Source organism: Pseudomonas sp. 5P_5.1_Bac1, from assembly GCF_025466015.1.
Classification (GTDB): Bacteria; Pseudomonadota; Gammaproteobacteria; order Pseudomonadales; family Pseudomonadaceae; genus Aquipseudomonas.
Genome location: NZ_JANLNX010000094.1, coordinates 18,137 through 33,703 on the forward strand (window position 1 = coordinate 18,137; position 15,567 = coordinate 33,703).

The 15,567-nt window shown below is 61.8% G+C and carries 16 protein-coding genes; 6 read left to right on the plus strand and 10 right to left on the minus strand.

The features are described from left to right. Position 1 precedes the first annotated feature (1 nt). Positions 2 to 424 carry a hypothetical protein gene (locus NTD82_RS20310; RefSeq protein WP_262129956.1) on the minus strand — a complete coding sequence of 141 codons (423 nt, stop codon included), beginning with the start codon at positions 422 to 424 and terminating at the stop codon, positions 2 to 4. 233 nt (positions 425 to 657) lie between these two features. Between NTD82_RS20310 and NTD82_RS20315 the strand changes: the two genes are divergently transcribed. Then, positions 658 to 1,971, plus strand: coding sequence for a glycosyltransferase (locus NTD82_RS20315; RefSeq protein WP_262129957.1), 1,314 nt, complete (start codon positions 658 to 660; stop codon positions 1,969 to 1,971). Here the strand turns inward: NTD82_RS20315 and cobF are convergent. Both cobF and NTD82_RS20325 read right to left on the minus strand, forming a co-directional pair. After that, entirely contained in the window at positions 1,940 to 2,677 is a 738-nt protein-coding gene (gene cobF / locus NTD82_RS20320) for a precorrin-6A synthase (deacetylating) (protein WP_262129958.1), read from the minus strand. The two genes, NTD82_RS20315 and cobF, sit on opposite strands and share 32 nt — an antisense overlap. A 53-nt stretch (positions 2,678 to 2,730) precedes the next feature. After that, positions 2,731 to 4,020 carry an OprD family porin gene (locus NTD82_RS20325; RefSeq protein ID WP_262129960.1) on the minus strand — a complete coding sequence of 430 codons (1,290 nt, stop codon included), beginning with the start codon at positions 4,018 to 4,020 and terminating at the stop codon, positions 2,731 to 2,733. Positions 4,021 to 4,363: 343 nt separating this feature from the next. Here NTD82_RS20325 and NTD82_RS20330 point away from each other — a divergent pair, with 343 nt between their 5' ends. Continuing rightward, complete coding sequence (locus tag NTD82_RS20330) at positions 4,364 to 4,723, plus strand: histone-like nucleoid-structuring protein, MvaT/MvaU family (protein WP_095157477.1); 360 nt, start codon at positions 4,364 to 4,366, stop codon at positions 4,721 to 4,723. 216 nt (positions 4,724 to 4,939) lie between these two features. Further along, on the plus strand, positions 4,940 to 5,461 hold the full coding sequence (gene gloA / locus NTD82_RS20335) for a lactoylglutathione lyase (RefSeq protein ID WP_110971193.1): 522 nt from the start codon (positions 4,940 to 4,942) through the stop codon (positions 5,459 to 5,461). Positions 5,462 to 5,563: 102 nt separating this feature from the next. On the opposite strand, the gene NTD82_RS20340 is transcribed toward gloA, so the two are convergent. Continuing rightward, positions 5,564 to 6,964, minus strand: coding sequence for a purine-cytosine permease family protein (locus tag NTD82_RS20340; protein ID WP_175649670.1), 1,401 nt, complete (start codon positions 6,962 to 6,964; stop codon positions 5,564 to 5,566). A gap of 330 nt (positions 6,965 to 7,294) precedes the next feature. Here NTD82_RS20340 and NTD82_RS20345 point away from each other — a divergent pair, with 330 nt between their 5' ends. From NTD82_RS20345 to NTD82_RS20355, 3 genes are all read left to right on the plus strand, one after another. Beyond that, positions 7,295 to 7,780 (plus strand): flavin reductase family protein, encoded by a 486-nt coding sequence (locus NTD82_RS20345; RefSeq protein ID WP_095157472.1) that lies wholly within the window; start codon positions 7,295 to 7,297, stop codon positions 7,778 to 7,780. Positions 7,781 to 7,874: 94 nt separating this feature from the next. After that, positions 7,875 to 8,918 carry an LLM class flavin-dependent oxidoreductase gene (locus NTD82_RS20350; RefSeq protein WP_095157470.1) on the plus strand — a complete coding sequence of 348 codons (1,044 nt, stop codon included), beginning with the start codon at positions 7,875 to 7,877 and terminating at the stop codon, positions 8,916 to 8,918. A gap of 207 nt (positions 8,919 to 9,125) precedes the next feature. Next, positions 9,126 to 10,538, plus strand: coding sequence for a PLP-dependent aminotransferase family protein (locus tag NTD82_RS20355; RefSeq protein ID WP_095157469.1), 1,413 nt, complete (start codon positions 9,126 to 9,128; stop codon positions 10,536 to 10,538). Here the strand turns inward: NTD82_RS20355 and NTD82_RS20360 are convergent. The 6 genes from NTD82_RS20360 to NTD82_RS20385 all read right to left on the minus strand — a co-directional run bounded on the left by NTD82_RS20360 (position 10,489) and on the right by NTD82_RS20385 (position 15,521). Further along, positions 10,489 to 10,779, minus strand: a complete 291-nt coding sequence (locus NTD82_RS20360) for a hypothetical protein (RefSeq protein WP_095157467.1) — start codon at positions 10,777 to 10,779, stop codon at positions 10,489 to 10,491. The genes NTD82_RS20355 and NTD82_RS20360 overlap by 50 nt on opposite strands. A 41-nt stretch (positions 10,780 to 10,820) precedes the next feature. Beyond that, entirely contained in the window at positions 10,821 to 11,531 is a 711-nt protein-coding gene (locus NTD82_RS20365) for a class I SAM-dependent methyltransferase (RefSeq protein WP_159985275.1), read from the minus strand. Between the two features lie 117 nt (positions 11,532 to 11,648). Next, the gene (locus tag NTD82_RS20370; RefSeq protein WP_095157463.1) at positions 11,649 to 12,548 is read right to left on the minus strand and encodes a DMT family transporter; all 900 of its coding nucleotides are present in this window, start codon (positions 12,546 to 12,548) and stop codon (positions 11,649 to 11,651) included. Positions 12,549 to 12,613: 65 nt separating this feature from the next. Then, positions 12,614 to 13,237 (minus strand): 2OG-Fe(II) oxygenase, encoded by a 624-nt coding sequence (locus tag NTD82_RS20375; RefSeq protein ID WP_095157461.1) that lies wholly within the window; start codon positions 13,235 to 13,237, stop codon positions 12,614 to 12,616. Positions 13,238 to 13,239: 2 nt separating this feature from the next. Continuing rightward, positions 13,240 to 14,478, minus strand: a complete 1,239-nt coding sequence (locus NTD82_RS20380; protein WP_262129961.1) for a hypothetical protein — start codon at positions 14,476 to 14,478, stop codon at positions 13,240 to 13,242. Further along, positions 14,478 to 15,521 carry a hypothetical protein gene (locus NTD82_RS20385; RefSeq protein WP_262129962.1) on the minus strand — a complete coding sequence of 348 codons (1,044 nt, stop codon included), beginning with the start codon at positions 15,519 to 15,521 and terminating at the stop codon, positions 14,478 to 14,480. The genes NTD82_RS20380 and NTD82_RS20385 overlap by 1 nt, the downstream gene beginning before the upstream one ends. Between the last annotated feature and the right edge of the window lie 46 nt (positions 15,522 to 15,567).

Here is a 15,567-nt window from a genome sequence, read left to right on the forward strand (position 1 = left end):
GTTAGCGCTTGCTGTTTCGGGTGTCCTGACCGCCGTAGCTGTTGGAGCGGCTGGTGGAGCTGGAGCCATCGCTGTTGCGAGTGTCCTGGCCGCCATAACTGTTGGAGCGGCTGTTGGACGACTCGCCGTTGCTATAGCGGGAATCCTGGCCACCGTAGCTGTTGGCGCGGCTGCTGGAACTGCTGCCATCGCTGAAGCGGGTTTCCTGGCCACCGTAGCTGTTCGAACGGCTGGTGGAAGAACGGCCGTCGCTGTAGCGCGTGTCCTGACCACCGTAACTGTTGGAACGACTGGTCGACGTGGTGCCATCGTCGTACCGGCAGTCTTGTCCGCCGTAGCTGTTCGAACGGCAGTTGTCAGCCTGCGCGTAAGACAGCGGCAAGAGCAGCAGGAGAGAACCCAACAGAGCAGCTTTGATCTTCATGAGAATCCTTGCGGTAAGTCGGAATTGCGCGGACGGAGCTGCAGTACAACACCCACGGCGCCCGAAACGTGGCAGCTTGCCACTACAGACCGACAGTATCGAAACTTGTTTCAGTACGCGCGCAAATATTTTCCCTCAAGAGGACCCGCGATCCTCCAGACAGAGCGCTTGCGCAGCGCAGCAGCGAAGCTGAATCTGCTTTAATACGCCCTTTTTCCAAGGCCCCACCGCACATGTCCGCATTGCCCCTGCACGTCCTGGTCATTGGTTATGCCTGGCCCGAGCCGACCTCCCCGGCCGCCGGCGCACACATGATGCAGATCCTCGAAAGCTTCCTGGCCCACGGCTGGCGCATCACCTTCAGCAGCCCCGCAGCGGCCGGCGAGCACAAGGCCGACCTCGCCAGCCTGGGCATCGGCGAGCAGGTCATTGAACTGAACGACGACAGCTTCGAGCGTTTCATCAGTGAGCTGGCACCGGACGTGGTGCTGTTCGACCGCTTCATGATGGAAGAGCAATTTGGCTGGCGCGTGGAGAAACACTGCCCGGACGCCCTGCGCGTGCTGGAGACGTCCGAGCTGCAGAGCCTGCGCGAAGCGCGTCATGTCCTGCTGCGCCGGCGCCTGACGCATGGCCTGGACCCCAACGATTTCCGCGAACTGTTCGCCACCTCCGGCCCCGACCTCTACCGGCAGATGGCGCCGACCGACCTGACCCAGCGCGAACTCGCAGCGATCTACCGCTGCGATTTGAGCCTGATGATCTCCGACGTGGAGATCAACCTGCTGGTCAACGGCTTCGGCGTGCCGCCTGACCTGTTGCACTGGTGTCCGTTGATGCTGCAGGTGCCGGGCACTGCGCCGCGACCGTTTGCCGAGCGCGCGCATTTCATCAGCATCGGCAACTTGCGCCATGCGCCGGACTGGGACGCGGTGCTGTGGATGAAGCACAACATCTGGCCGATGATCCGCCGCCGCCTGCCCGATGCGCAGTTGCACATTTACGGCGCCTACGCCCCGCCCAAGGCCACTGCGCTGCATAGTGTCGAGGACGGTTTCCTGATGTTTGAGCGCGCCGACGATGCGCTGGAGGTGATGGGCAAGGCGCGGGTGTGCCTGGCACCGCTGCGTTTCGGCGCCGGGATCAAGGGCGAGCTCACTGATGCCATGTTGGTCGGTACGCCGAGCGTGACCACGCCGATCGGTACCGAAGCTATGCACGGCGCCCTGCCCTGGCCCGGCCTGGTGTCCGGCACTGCCGAGGGCCTGGCCGAAGCTGCGGCCAGCCTGTACAACGACGAAGCACACTGGAACCAGGCCCAGCGCGATGCCCGCCAGTTGCTCGGCGCCCGTTACGACCGGCGCTGGCACAGCCAGGCCCTGGTCGAGCGCATCGAACAGACGTTTCAGGACCTGCCGGCCCAGCGCCTGTACAACTTCACCGGGGCGATGTTGCGTCATCACCAGCACAAGAGCACCCAATACATGGCGCAGTGGATCGAAGCGAAAAACCGGCTTACTGACGACGCAGCAGATAAGTGTCCATGATCCAGCCCTTGCGCGCCCTCGCCTGCTCCCGGGCGGCGAGGATCTGCGCCTTGACCGCCAACAGCGGCCCGCTGATGAGGATTTCGTCGGCGCTGCCCAGATAGGCGCCCCAATAGATGTGCAGGTCCGGGTCGTCCAGCTCGGCGAACGCGCACTTGCCGTCCAGCATCACCACCAGGTTGTCGATCCGCGGTACTTCGGCCAGCCGTCTGCCGGGGAGAATCTGCAGCGGCTCGCCAACGCGATTCAGCGGAACGCGGTGACGCGCGGCCAGCGCCTGCACGCTGCTGATGCCGGGAATTACTTCGAGGCTGAAGGCCGCGCCTTCCACCAACTCCAGAATCCGCAGCGTGCTGTCGTACAAACCCGGCTCGCCCCAGAGCAGGAAGGCGCCGCATTCGCCGTCGTGCAGCTCGTCGGCCAGCAACCGGCCGTAGAGCGCGGCGCGCTGCTGGTGCCAGTCACGCACGGCGCCAACATAATCGGCCGCCTCGCCATCGCGGCGCGGGTCTTCGACCTGCACCAGCCGGTACGGACGGGTCACCCACTGCTCCAGCATCTGCTTGCGCAGGTGCAGCATGTCGTCGTTGCTCTGGTGCTTGTCCAGCACGAAGAAGACATCGGCACGGTTCAGCGCGTCGATGGCTTCAAGGGTGATCTGCCGCGGATTGCCCGGGCCAATTCCGATCAACAGCAGGTGTTTCATGGGTGAAGACTCCCGAAGTGCGCCGGCGCATTGTCGGCGCAGCCGGGCGGGTTTTACCAGATCGAGACGTTGTAGCTGACGATCACCCGGGTTTCATCCATGTCGCGGGCGAACTGCTCGTAGTTGCTGCGATACGTCGAATTACGCAAGCGCACGCTGACATCCTTGAACGTACCGCTTTGCACCTGGTACTTCAGCTCGGTGTCGCGCTCCCACTCCTTACCCTCGGCCAGACTGCCGGGGACCTTGACGTGGTCGCCATTGATATAGCGGGTGAAGAAGGTCAGGCCGTTCAGGCCCAGGGCCTTGAAGTCATAGTCGTAGCGCAGTTGCCAGGAGCGCTCTTGCGCCGCGGCAAAATCGTTGACCTGGGCGTAGTTGACCAGGTACGGGTTGCTGCCATCCAGGTACGGCATGGCGCTGTCGCCATACATGCGCTGCCAGCCGGCGCTGAGCTTGTGCGCGCCCGGGCTGTAGCCGAGCATGCCGCTGAACGCGCGGTGGTCGATTTCGCCGGCGCGGGCCCGGCCGATATCGTCACTCTTGATCAGGCGCAGGTCGGCGGAAAGGCTGCCGGTCGCCAGCGGCTGGCTGGCGGTAAGTCCCAGGAAGTGCTGGCGGTAGATGTTCTCCAGCTTCGCCACCTGGTACTGCGCACTGACCCGCTCGTTGATCCGGTAGTCCAGGCCAGCCAGGTCGAAGTGATCGGCGCTGGTGTCGCAGGCATAGCGCTTGTTCTTGCAGTGCACGCGGATGTCCTGGGCATCGGTGGAATCGCGGGCGGTGTATTTGTCCAGGCGCATCAGACTCAAGCGCAGGTCGCTGACTTCCTCGGACGTCAGCGAGGCGCCATGGAACATCGTCGGCAACAAGCGCCCGTCGTTGTATTTGAGCAGCGGCATGTCCGGCAGCATCGCGCCATAGTTCAACAACGTTTTCGAATAACGGACTTTGCCGGTCAGGCCGAGCTTGGCGTATTGATCCTCGGACTGGCGTGGATCATGTCCACGGGAAGGCAACAGCCCACTGTTGCTGTCGGCCGGACTCGAATCCAGTTTGAAACCATACATGCCCAGCGCATCAACACCGAAGCCGAACGGCCCGTCGGTATAACCGGACTGAATATTCAGAATAAAGCCTTGCGCCCATTCCTCGCGTTTCGATGCGCCTTGGGTGGAACTGCTGTGGCCGTCACGGAAGTCACGATTGAAGTAAACATTGCGTGTTTCCACACGTGCGCGGCTGTCTTCGAAAAAACCGCCGGCGTGCGTCGAAAGACTGACGAACACTCCCGCCAGGCCACACAAACGGCGCCCGCAAGAGCAAGAAAGAGGGGCAAACATGAGCAACAGGAAATCCGAATAAAGGCAAGAAACGGCCCCGCGCCAAGCACCCGGGGCCCTACACCGTCGCACGGACTCGCGCGGCGGCCGCGGATTATCGGCAAGCGCTCTGGCCCGGCCCATTGGACCATGGTCGAAGGCCTTCGCCAGACACCCTCGTTACTTCATCCGGGCACCGAACATTATCAAGTTTGAAAGTTCCATGGCCGGCGCCTTAAAAGTTCACTGTTAGTCCGTGGGCAATTGGCTACACTGTTAACCATGCTGTTATTACAGCCCCGTGGTCGTTGTGTTATTTGCGGTCATCGCAGTGCCCAACACCGTTGATACAGGAGTGGTTACCGTGTCCAGACTTGCAGAGTTTCGCGCCGCCGAGAAAGCCCTTCAGGAACAGATCGCACAACTGGAGGTATTGAAAAAGGACTCCGGCCTTAAACGTGAAATCGAATTCGAACAGAAACTTGTCGCGCTGATGAAGAACTACGACAAAGGCCTGCGCGACATCATCGCAATCCTCGACCCCGCGGCCGCCACCAAGTCCGTGGCGCGCACACCGAAACAACGTCGGGCGCGGGTGGTGAAAGTCTACGAGAACCCGAATACCGGTGAACTGATCGAGACCAAAGGCGGCAACCACCGCGGTCTTAAAGCCTGGAAACAACAATATGGGGCGGATACCGTTGACAAATGGTTGCGCAAGTGAAATTCGCTTCACATATTTTTCACAATCAGTGGATCAGGATGGAGGCTGCTAAAGGATTAGCGCCCCATTCGCCCGCTTCGGCGGGCTTCTAATTCCTGCGCCCCGTGAGCTTCGGCCACGGGGCGCAATTGTTTGCGCAATGGATTCAGTTCCGTATCATGGCCGCCTGACTGTTTTGCCGACGCCCTTGGCGCCGGCCTCAATTGCGGAGTGCCCATGAGCCTGCAAGACCTCGATACCCTCCCTGGCGTCACAGCGCAGCCCGATGCCGCCACCCACAACTTCGTCTTCAACCACACCATGCTGCGGGTGAAGGACGTCGCCAAATCCCTGGACTTCTATACCCGCGTGCTGGGCTTCAGCCTGGTGGAAAAACGCGACTTCCCGGAAGCCGAATTCAGCCTGTACTTCCTTGCCCTGGTGGACAAGGCGCAGATCCCGGCCGACGCGGCCAAGCGCACCGAGTGGATGAAGTCGATCCCGGGCATTCTCGAACTGACCCATAACCACGGCACCGAGAACGATCCGGCGTTCGCCTATCACAACGGCAACACCGATCCGCGTGGCTTCGGTCACATTTGCATTGCCGTGCCGGATATCCGCGCTGCCTGCGAGCGTTTCGAGCAGTTGGGTGTGAACTTCCAGAAGCGCCTGAGCGATGGCCGGATGAAGCACCTGGCGTTCATCAAGGACCCGGATGATTACTGGGTCGAGATCATTCAGCCGACCGAGTTCTGATTGGGCTGTAGCCAGGTGTCGGGGTTGTGCCAGCACACAACCCCGAAGAACCGAAAAAAATGCCGCGATCATCGCGGCATTTTTGTGTCTGCGCAGTAGCGCTTATTGAGTTCGCCAGGCGGCAACCTGCACCTGTTCCCGCCCACGGGTCGCCAGGCAGTAATACAGCGGAATGGTCACCAGCAGCCCCACCAGCCACGACAGGTCCGCGCCTTCCACCAGATTGGCATACGGCCCGACATACAGCGCCGTGTTGGCAAACGGCAACTGCACCAGGATGCCGCAGGCGTAGGCGATGATCGCGTGCGGATTGCAGCGCCCGTAGATACCCCCGTCGGCAGCGAAAATCGACGCGATGTCGTAGTTGCCGCGCTTGATCAGGTAGAAGTCGATCAGGTTGATCGACGCCCACGGCACCAGCACCAGCAGCAGCGCCAGGATCAAACCGATGAAGTGCGAGATGAAATCGGCCGTGGCACCCAGCGCCGTCAAGCAGCATCCGAACAGGATCACCCCGGAGAGCACCACGCGCACCTTGATGCTGGGCGTCCAGGTGCTGGCGAACGTCTGGATCGCGGTGACGATGGAAAGCACCGCGCCGTACAGGTTCAGGGCGTTGTGGCTGATGATGTTGAGCAGGAACAGCACCATCAGGATCGGCCCCATCCAGCCGGTGGCCTGTTTCACCGCGTCCATCGCCTCGGTGCCTTCCGGCACCAGCAGTACCGCAATGGCGCCGAAGCTGAAGCAGAGGATGGTGCCCAGGGTCGCGCCGAAGTACGTCGCCCAGAACGGCCGGGCAATCCCCACTTCACGCGGCAGGTAGCGTGAATAGTCGGAGGTGTACGGCGAAAAGCTGATCTGCCAGATCACCCCGAGCGACACCGTGGCGATCCAGCCGGACAGGTTGAAGCTGCCACGGGTGAGGAAGTCTGCTGGCAGGTCCTGGGCGAACATCATGATGAAGCCGGCCAGCAGCGCCGAGCCCATGACCCAGGTGCCGATACGGTTGAGGGTATGAATGAAGCGGTAGCCGATGACCCCGATGGCGGTGGCGCTCAGCGCGCCGAGGATGATCGCCGCCGGCATTGGCACGGCAGGTGCAATGCCATGGATCGACTTGCCCGCCAGAACAATGTTGGAAATAAAGAAGCCAACATAGATCAGCGCCGCAAAGAACACGATCAGCAGCGCACCGTAACGCCCGAACTGGCCGCGGCTCTGGACCATCTGTGGAATCCCCATCTGCGGCCCCTGGGCCGAGGCCAGGGCGATCACGATGCCGCCGAGCAGGTGCCCGAGGACAATGGCGATCAGCCCCCAGAACAGATTGAGGTGGAAGACCTGGACCACCATGGCCCCGGTAACGATTGGCAGCGGCGCGATATTGGTGCTGAACCACAGCGTGAACAAATCCCGCGCCTTCCCGTGGCGCTCTGCTGGCGGTACGTAATCGACCGTATGGTTTTCGATCAACTGGTGTTGCGAAGACGGCTGGGACATGGGCAATAAGCTCGAAAGGTTCCGTTTTTATCTTTGTAGGAAACCACTTGCGGCACGCGGCAAGCGGCGTCGAAGCTGAAGACCATATTATGGTATTCCAACATTTTGACAACACTGATTCGCTCTTTTGCCGACCAACTGATCTGCTTTTTGTCTGCTCCCCTTCCTCCCTCATTAGCGAGAAAGCCCCGTAATCATTAGGCTTTAACCAGAATCGTCACGTTCGTCCGGGCCGGAAAATTCCCCTTGCAAAATAGGTATTACGGTATACCATCAGACACATCAACGATAAAAACGCGGACAAAACCGCTGCATTCCGAGGACCATGCCATGATCGACGCCACCGTCTACAAGAACGTTCTGGGCTCCTTCCCGTCCGGCGTTACGGTGATCACCACCCTGGACGACGACGGCCAGGTGGTCGGCCTCACCGCCAGTGCCTTCAGTTCCCTGTCCATGGACCCGCCGCTGGTGCTGTTCTGCCCCAACTACAGTTCCGATTCCTACCCCGTGCTGATCCGCAACAAGCGCTTCGCCATCCACCTGCTCTCCGGCCAGCAACAGGCCGAGGCCTATGCCTTCGCGAAAAAAGGCAAGGACAAGGCCCAGGGCATCGAGTGGACCCTGAGCGCGCTGGGCAATCCGTTGCTGGCCAACGCCACGGCGATCATCGAATGCGAACTGTGGCGCGAATATGAAGGTGGCGACCACGCGATCATGGTGGGCGCGGTGAAGAACCTTATCGTCCCGGAGCAGGCGCCAAGCCCGCTGGTCTATTGCCGCGGCAAGATGGCCAGCCTGCCGGCCTTCGCCTGAGCCCCTATGCTTGTGACAGGCGCCGCCCTGTCCGTCCAGACACTCGCTGCCTGATCCGACAGGCGACCGATAACAAGAGCCGAGGAAACGCCTCATGAAATTTTCGTTGTTCGTACACATGGAACGCTGGGATGAACAGGTCAGCCACCGACAACTGTTCGAAGACCTGACCGAGCTGACCCTGATGGCCGAGAAAGGCGGGTTCAGCACCGTGTGGATCGGCGAACACCACGCGATGGAATACACCATCTCGCCAAGCCCCATGCCGCTGCTGGCGTACCTCGCCGCACGCACCGAAACCATCCACCTCGGCGCCGGCACCATCATCGCGCCGTTCTGGCACCCGATCCGCGTCGCCGGCGAATGCGCCCTGCTCGACGTGATCAGCAACGGCCGCATGGAAGTGGGCCTGGCCCGCGGCGCCTACCAGTTCGAATTCGACCGCATGGCCAACGGCATGCCGGCCTCCGAAGGCGGCGCGGCGTTGCGGGAAATGGTCCCGGCGGTGCGCGCCCTGTGGCAGGGCGACTACGCCCATGATGGCGACATCTGGAAATTCCCCACCTCCACCAGCGTGCCGAAGCCGATCCAGAAGCCGATGCCGCCGATGTGGATCGCCGCCCGCGACCCCGACTCGCACAATTTCGCGGTGAAAAACGGCTGCAACGTCATGGTCACGCCGCTGATGAAAGGCGACGAGGAAGTGGTCGACCTGAAGAACAAGTTCGAAGCCGCCCTGGCCAACAACCCGGACGTGCCGCGTCCGCAACTGATGGTGCTGCGCCACACCCACGTCCATGCCGAATCCGATCCGGACGGCTGGAAGGTCGGCGCCCAGGCCATCAACCGCTTCTATCGCACCTTCGACGCCTGGTTCGGCAACAAGCAGACCCCGAAAGACGGTTTCCTGGCGCCGAGCCCGGAAGCGAAGTTCGCCGAACGTCCTGAGTTCGAACTGGAAAGCCTGCACAAGACCGCCATGATCGGCACGCCGCAGGAAGTCATCGAGCGCATCCGCTACTACCAGGAACTGGGCGTCGACGAGTTCAGCTTCTGGTGCGACAACAGCCTCTCGCACGAAGAGAAGCGCAAGTCGCTGGAGCTGTTCATCAACGAGGTGGTGCCGGCGTTCCGCTGACAACCTGCCTGAGACAAGAGCGGGCTCGCCGGGCCAAAACCACGGCGAGGCCCGCTCTACCGCCTTCCCCACGAAATACGCCACCTTCATTGGGTGTCGAGGGGAAATTAAACCTTGGTGTTGATCCGGAAAATGGGAGGACTGGTGTAACCTGCCTGCAGAAACCACAAGGTTTCGAGGCGGCAAGGTTCAGTAGGGACGCAAAAAATGTTTGAGATAGATCGCAACAGCAAGGTGCTGTTGGTCGACCAGATTCGCAGTGCAATCATCAGCCGCATCGAGGCCTTCCAATGGGTTCGCGGCAGTCGCCTGCCCTCGGTCAGGGCGCTGGCAAAGCAGTTGGGCGTGAGCATTTTCACGGTCAGCAGCGCGTATGAAGACCTGGTCGCGCAGCAGATCATCGAGTCCCGCCCCGGCGCCGGCTACTACATCCTCGCCTCCGGCCCCGCCGACACCAGCAAAGACCTGGAAAAGATCATCCCCCCCTCCAGCCTGCATGCCGGATTCCTCTACCGGGCGCTGGACCCTTCGCAGTACGACACCCCCGTCAGTTCCGGTTACTTGCCACCTTCCTGGCTGGCGGACGCCGTTCCCGCGTCGGTCACCGGCCGGCTGATCCGCAACACCTTGTCGTGCAGCGTTCCGGCACCCGCCGCCGGCAGCCAGGAACTGCGCTCGGTGATTGCGAAGAAGCTTCGGGAGCTGCAGATCAACGCCTCCAGCACCCAGATCGTGGTGACCATCGGCGCCACTCACGCGTTCTCGCTTATCCGCAGCGTCATGCTCCAGCCCGGCGATTACCTGCTGGTGGAAGACCCCAGCTACCTGTTGCTGCAGTTGAAGCTGATCAAGGACCGCGACTTCAACATCATCACCGTCCCGAGAACGGCCGACGGCCCGGACCTGGAAGCCATGGAAGCGATCGTCGCCGAGTACCGGCCGAAGCTGTTCCTGACCCAGACCCTCATCCACAACCCCACAGGCGGCAACACCTCGCCGGCCAAGGGTTTCAGGATTCTGTCGCTGGCGCAGAAATATGACTTCCATATCGTCGAGGACGATATCTTCGGCGCACTGTGCACCCGGCAGATGCTGCGCCTGGCCAGCCTGGATGAGTGGAATCGTACGTTCTATCTGAGTGGTTTCAGCAAGGTGCTCAGCCCGGCGCTGCGTCTCGGCTACGTGGTGGCGCCGCCGGCGTTCGTCGAACGGCTGATCGAGCAGAAGATGTACAACGTGCTGTGTGGTTCGTCCCTGGACGAGACGATCGTGGCCTACACCCTGGAGTCCGGGCGCTACCAGCACCATCTGGATGCGTTGCGCCAACGGGTGATGCAGGAACGCATCAGGGCCCGCGACTGGCTGGGCAAGGTCGGAGTAGAGTCCGACGAGGGTGTCGCGGAGGGGCTGTTTATCTGGGCGCGCTTCCCTGCGCATGTGGATCTTCGCCGCCTGGTCGAGGAGGCGCACGATGCACGGATCTTCCTGGCCCCCGGCTCACTGTTCAGCAATACCCGCGAGTTCGACCAGTACATCCGCCTGAACGTCAGTCACTGCAACGACCTTCGTTTCAGGCAGTTCCTCGACGCCCATCTATGCAGCGAAACTGCCAGCGCTTGAAGTAATCCGCCAGCGTGCTCACCTCACCCAGATCCTCATAGGAATAGATGACGCCATTGAGGATCTGCACCACGTCGTTGTCGCGCAAGGCGGGGATGACGGAGTCCTCGAGGATCTCCAGACCGTTGACCGCAAGGCTCAGGTCATCAATCCAGTACAGTGGCTTACCGTCCTGCCCCGACCATATCCGGGTGTCGGCATAGAAGGACTTCAGCGCCAATCCATTGGTTTTCATCGGCATATCGTTGATCCCGGTTCGACTAATGAAGGTGTGGCTACCGCTCAGGCTTTTCGGTGAGCCTTGAAACGCAGCCGTGTTGCATCCACCGTCCAGCGCCCGCTGCCATCCAGCAGGTCGCTGACCAGTTCTTCGGTGACTTCCTCAAGGAACGGTATTCGCATCTCCATCGGCACTGCCTGCAGGTAATGGCCGCAGTTATTTCTGATCCAGTCGCCGATCGACAGTTCCGCCGACATCGGTTGTTCGAACCAACTGATGTGGCTGACGTGAAAGCCGGCCCGCTCCAGCACCCGCTGGTACTCATGGGCACTGGGCAGATACCAGCGTTCCATGCCCATCAGGTTGATGGACCTGCGTTCCAGCGCGCCACTCAGCGCCCGGCGAATCAGCAAGGCGTGACCGCGGCCGGGAAATTCCCCGACAAAGCGCCCGCCCGGCTTGAGTGCCATGAAGGCACCGCTGGCCACCTGATCGGCCTGATGCATTTCGTGCAGCGCGTTGTGACTGAACACCGCATCGAATTCCTGATGAAAATACAGCTCCTCGGCATTACCCCGTTTCACCTCCAGGCCCCAGGCGCGTGCGGCCAGCACCCGCTCCGGGTTGATATCGAAACCCACCACCTCGGCGCCCTGGTTTGCCAGTTGCGCGCTGAGGTAACCATTGCCACAACCGATATCCAGCAGCCGCTCACCCGTCTTCAGGGCCAGCAGGCCCACGACATCATCGGTGCGCTGGGCAGCGCAAAGCACAGGACTCTCCTGCGATTCGGTGCTGGGGCGGAAAAAACTCGGAGCACTCATCTGATGGTTTCCGTCTGGGTATCAGGATGAAAAGTCGCGCCAGTCGCCTGGCGCGGGAAAAAGACTTCAGATGCGTTTGGACAGCCAGACCAGAACGATCACGATGGCGCACACCGCCGGGGTCAACCAGTTCCAGGCCTCACCCATCAGCCAGATCGAGAAGGCGAAGGTGAAGAACGGTTGCAGCAGTTGCAGTTGGCTGATGCGCTGGATACCGCCCAGTGCCAGGGCACGGTTCCACGAGAAGAAGCCCAGCAGCGAGTTGATCAGCGCGAGGAACAGCAGCGCCGCAACGCCCTGGCCCGGCAGGTTGGCGATGGTCTCGCTGTCGTACAGCCAGAGGCTGACCGGCAGCAGCACCGGCAGGCTGATGACCAGGGTCCAGCACATCACCTGCCAGCCCGGCAATTCCTTGGACAGCGCGCCACCCTGCGCATAGCCGAAGCCGGCGAGCAGTACCGCGCCGAGCAGCGCCAGGTCACCGATATAGATGTCCTCGACGTTCGACTTGATCACGGTGTAGGCCAGCACGACGAGGAAACCGAGGCTCGACACCGCCCAGAACAGCTTCGACGGCCGGGTGCCAGTGATCAGGGTGCCGAAGATGGCGGTGGACAGCGGCAGCGCCGCGAGCACCACGCCGCCGTGACTGACCGGCACGTGCTGCATGCCCAGCGCGGTCAGGATCGGGAAACCGTAGACGATACCGGTGGAGGTCAGCAGCATGCGCTTGACCTGGGAGCGGTTGGGCAGTGTTGCCCGACCGATGATCAGGAACGGAATCGCCGCAAACGCAGCCAGTACCGAGCGGAAAAAGCCGACTTGCAAGGCGCTCAGATCACCAGCGAGCATCTTCGCCGCCGGCAGGGTCATGGCGAAGGCCGCGACCGAAATGAGGCCCAGGAAATAGGCTTGCAGGTCCTGATTCTTTGTTTCTTGAAAGCTGGCTACAGTGCTTTGCGTCATTGCAACGGTTCCTTCTGGCTTGGCCGGTAAGGCATCCGCCCGACGTGGGCGGATGCGCACGCCGGTCAGATCTGTTTGTTGTTCAGGTTCGGTTTGTCCAGCGGGCTGGTGCTGAGGAAGAACACCAGGGAGGTACGCGTACCGCTTTCAACCTTGCGCACGCCGTGAGGGATCTCGCAGCGGTTGACCAGCACGTCGGCGTAACCGGTCTTGAGCTGGCTCGACTGGCCTTCATGCTCGATGAAGAACTCGCCGCCCTCGTAGTCCTTGCCGAACTGGATCACCACCGAGTAGCGGTATTCCAGGTTGCTGTAGGTGTCGATGTGCTTGCCGATGAAGTTGCCGGACTCCAGCAGGTTGGCCTGGCAGCGACGGATAAAGCATTCGCCGCCCATGATCCCGTTGAAGAACTCGCGGCTCTTGCCCGAGGACAGAATCTCCACCACACGCTGGCCCCACGGGTCGTTGCGGTACACCGGCAACTCGCCTTTCAGGTCTTCCATGAAGCGGCCGACCGAGAGGTAGTTCTGCTCACCCACGTCGCCAATCTCGATGATGGTCTTGGGGATGACCTGGCAGGCCTCCTCCATGTACGCCAGGTCTTCCCGGGAGAACAGTTGGGAGGCGTTGAGGGCCGCGTAGGCGCTGCTGCCGAGTTGCTGGCTTGCCGCTTGAATGGTCTCTTGCATGATCAGGCTCCTTGAGAACTGGGCGTGGGGTACAGGGTGTCTTGAAGGTCGGTCGAAGCGGCTTGCAGCGGGCCGAAGGGCTCGCGGACGCCGCGGCACAGGTGGTCGCGAATCAGGTACAGGCCCGCCATGAATCCCCAGACTTCGAGGTACGGGCCGTAGGTCGACGGCTGCCGCTCGAAGCTGGCGCGGTAGTTGGCGATATGCCGGTAATGCACGTTGGGGCGACGGTGGTGGACGTCGTGGTTGGGCAAGTCTTGCGGGTAGACATACAGGCGCACCGGCACGTCCAGCAGCAGGCACTTGAGCAGCCATCCGGTCCAGGCGACGAGGCCGTGCGACGGTGGCGTGCGGCCCTGGAAACGTCCCCAGGTCAGCCGACCGTAGTGAGTCTTGTCGCCACGCTCGGCATCGCGGTGATAGAACCAGAGGTGCTCGGTGAACAACTGCAGCCACATCGAATGCTCGAACAGCACGGCACGCGGGATCACATAGATCAGGCCGAAGGCCGCCAGCAGGTCGGTGGTCCACAGCAGCGCCAGCAGTACGCCCCAGAACACCAGGCGGAACCGCACTTCACCTTGTGGCGGCCGCACGAAGCAGTCGTTCAGCGTGGCGCGCCAGCGGTGCAGCAGGTACGTCGGACGAAACGGCGTGCTGAACGCCCGCCACCAGTACTCCAGCTCCGGCATGCCCGGGTAGAAACCTTGCGCCTGGATAAAGCGCTGGTCCGGGTCGATGTCGGTGCACAGCACATGGATGTTGTGGTGCTCGCGCACATGGCTCTGGTTGTAGGTGTCCCAGTCCTGGTACAGCAGCGGCGTGGTCAGGAAGAACCGGGCGTAGCGCTGGGCGCGCGCCTTGTCCTTGAGCACCGCGCCGTGGGTCAGGTAATGGAAGGTCGCCTGCATGCTGCGCAGCCGATTGACCATCAACACCCAGGCCGCGAGCACCAGCAACACCGACACCAGCGGATGGAAAACCCCGTCCAGCACCGCCTGGCCGAGCAGCACCAGGCCGATCATCGTGCCCCAGGTGAACAGCAGGTGCGCCACCAGGAACGGCTCGCCGGTCTTGTCCATTTGCGCCTTCAGGGCCTCAGGCGCCAGCGCCCTGCCCTTGCCGGTCAGCCAGGTCCACAGCGGCTGGAACGGCAGGTGCGCATAGCTTTCGCGCACGTTGCCCTGCGGCCCGTATTGGCAGTAATGAGTGCCTTGATTGGCACGTTCTTGAGTGCTCATCAGTACACCCTGGTCAGGTAGAGGACAGGGATGGTGCTGTACAGCCAATAGAACGGCTGCATGCGGTTGTGGTCGGCGCCGATCACGATCGGGTTGCGCCATTGCCGGGCGAACACCTGGCCGATGGCGGCGTATTCCGCACCCTGGGCGTAGAGGATCTGCATCAGCTCTTCATTGCTGCGCTGCTGATGCCAGGCCTGATAGAGCGGCAACCGGGCATTGAAGATCGCGGCGTAATCCAGGTCGCTGTCGACGATGCAACCGTTGTCGCGATTGGCCAGGCGCTGCTCGGCGTCCGCGGTCAGCGCGCGCCATTGCGCCTCGCCGCCCGCCGCGCCGGCGATCATGATCGACTCGGTCTGCGGCCCCAGCGCATCGAGAATCTTCTGTTGGCTGATGCGCAGCTTGTGGGCGAAGCCTTCGCGGGTTTCCTTGAGGCGATCGAGGGTGGACGCGTCGAACCCTTCGAAGTCGCCGGCACCGATGGCAATCCGTGCATCGATGCCGTGCTTTCTCAGGACCGCCTGCAGGTCAGGCAGGGTCTTGACCACACGCCCGGCTACCAGCCCGATGCCTTCGCCGAGGTAGTCGAAGGTGTAGCGCAGCCGACCGTTCTTGTTCTCGTAGCCGTAGTCCGGGCACACCGGCGACACCAGGGTGATGGTCTCGCCCGCAAGGCCCTTGACCAGCGTCTCGGCGAACCGCGCCATGAAGTGCGGTGCGGAGGTGGTGAAGGACAGGCGCTCGAATGCCCGCTCCAGGTCCACCACCAGGGCGTCCGGCAATTCACGCATGGCCGGGTAACGGACCTTGAGTGCCGGCGTGGTCACCGTGTTGTCGTTGACCGCACATAGCAACAGGCTCAGCAGCGACGGACGACTCTGGTTGATATACGGCTTGTCCAGAATAAGTGTCTTCTTGCCTTCGCTGTTTCGCACTTGCCATTGGAAGCCGGGAAACTTCGACTGAATGAAACGATAGAACGGCATATAACGTGGCAGCCCGGTACTTTCATCACCTTCCTGTTGGAAGCGGGCATACACTGCCGACAACCTGGACACTTCATCTTCAATGCAAAGTGCCTTGACC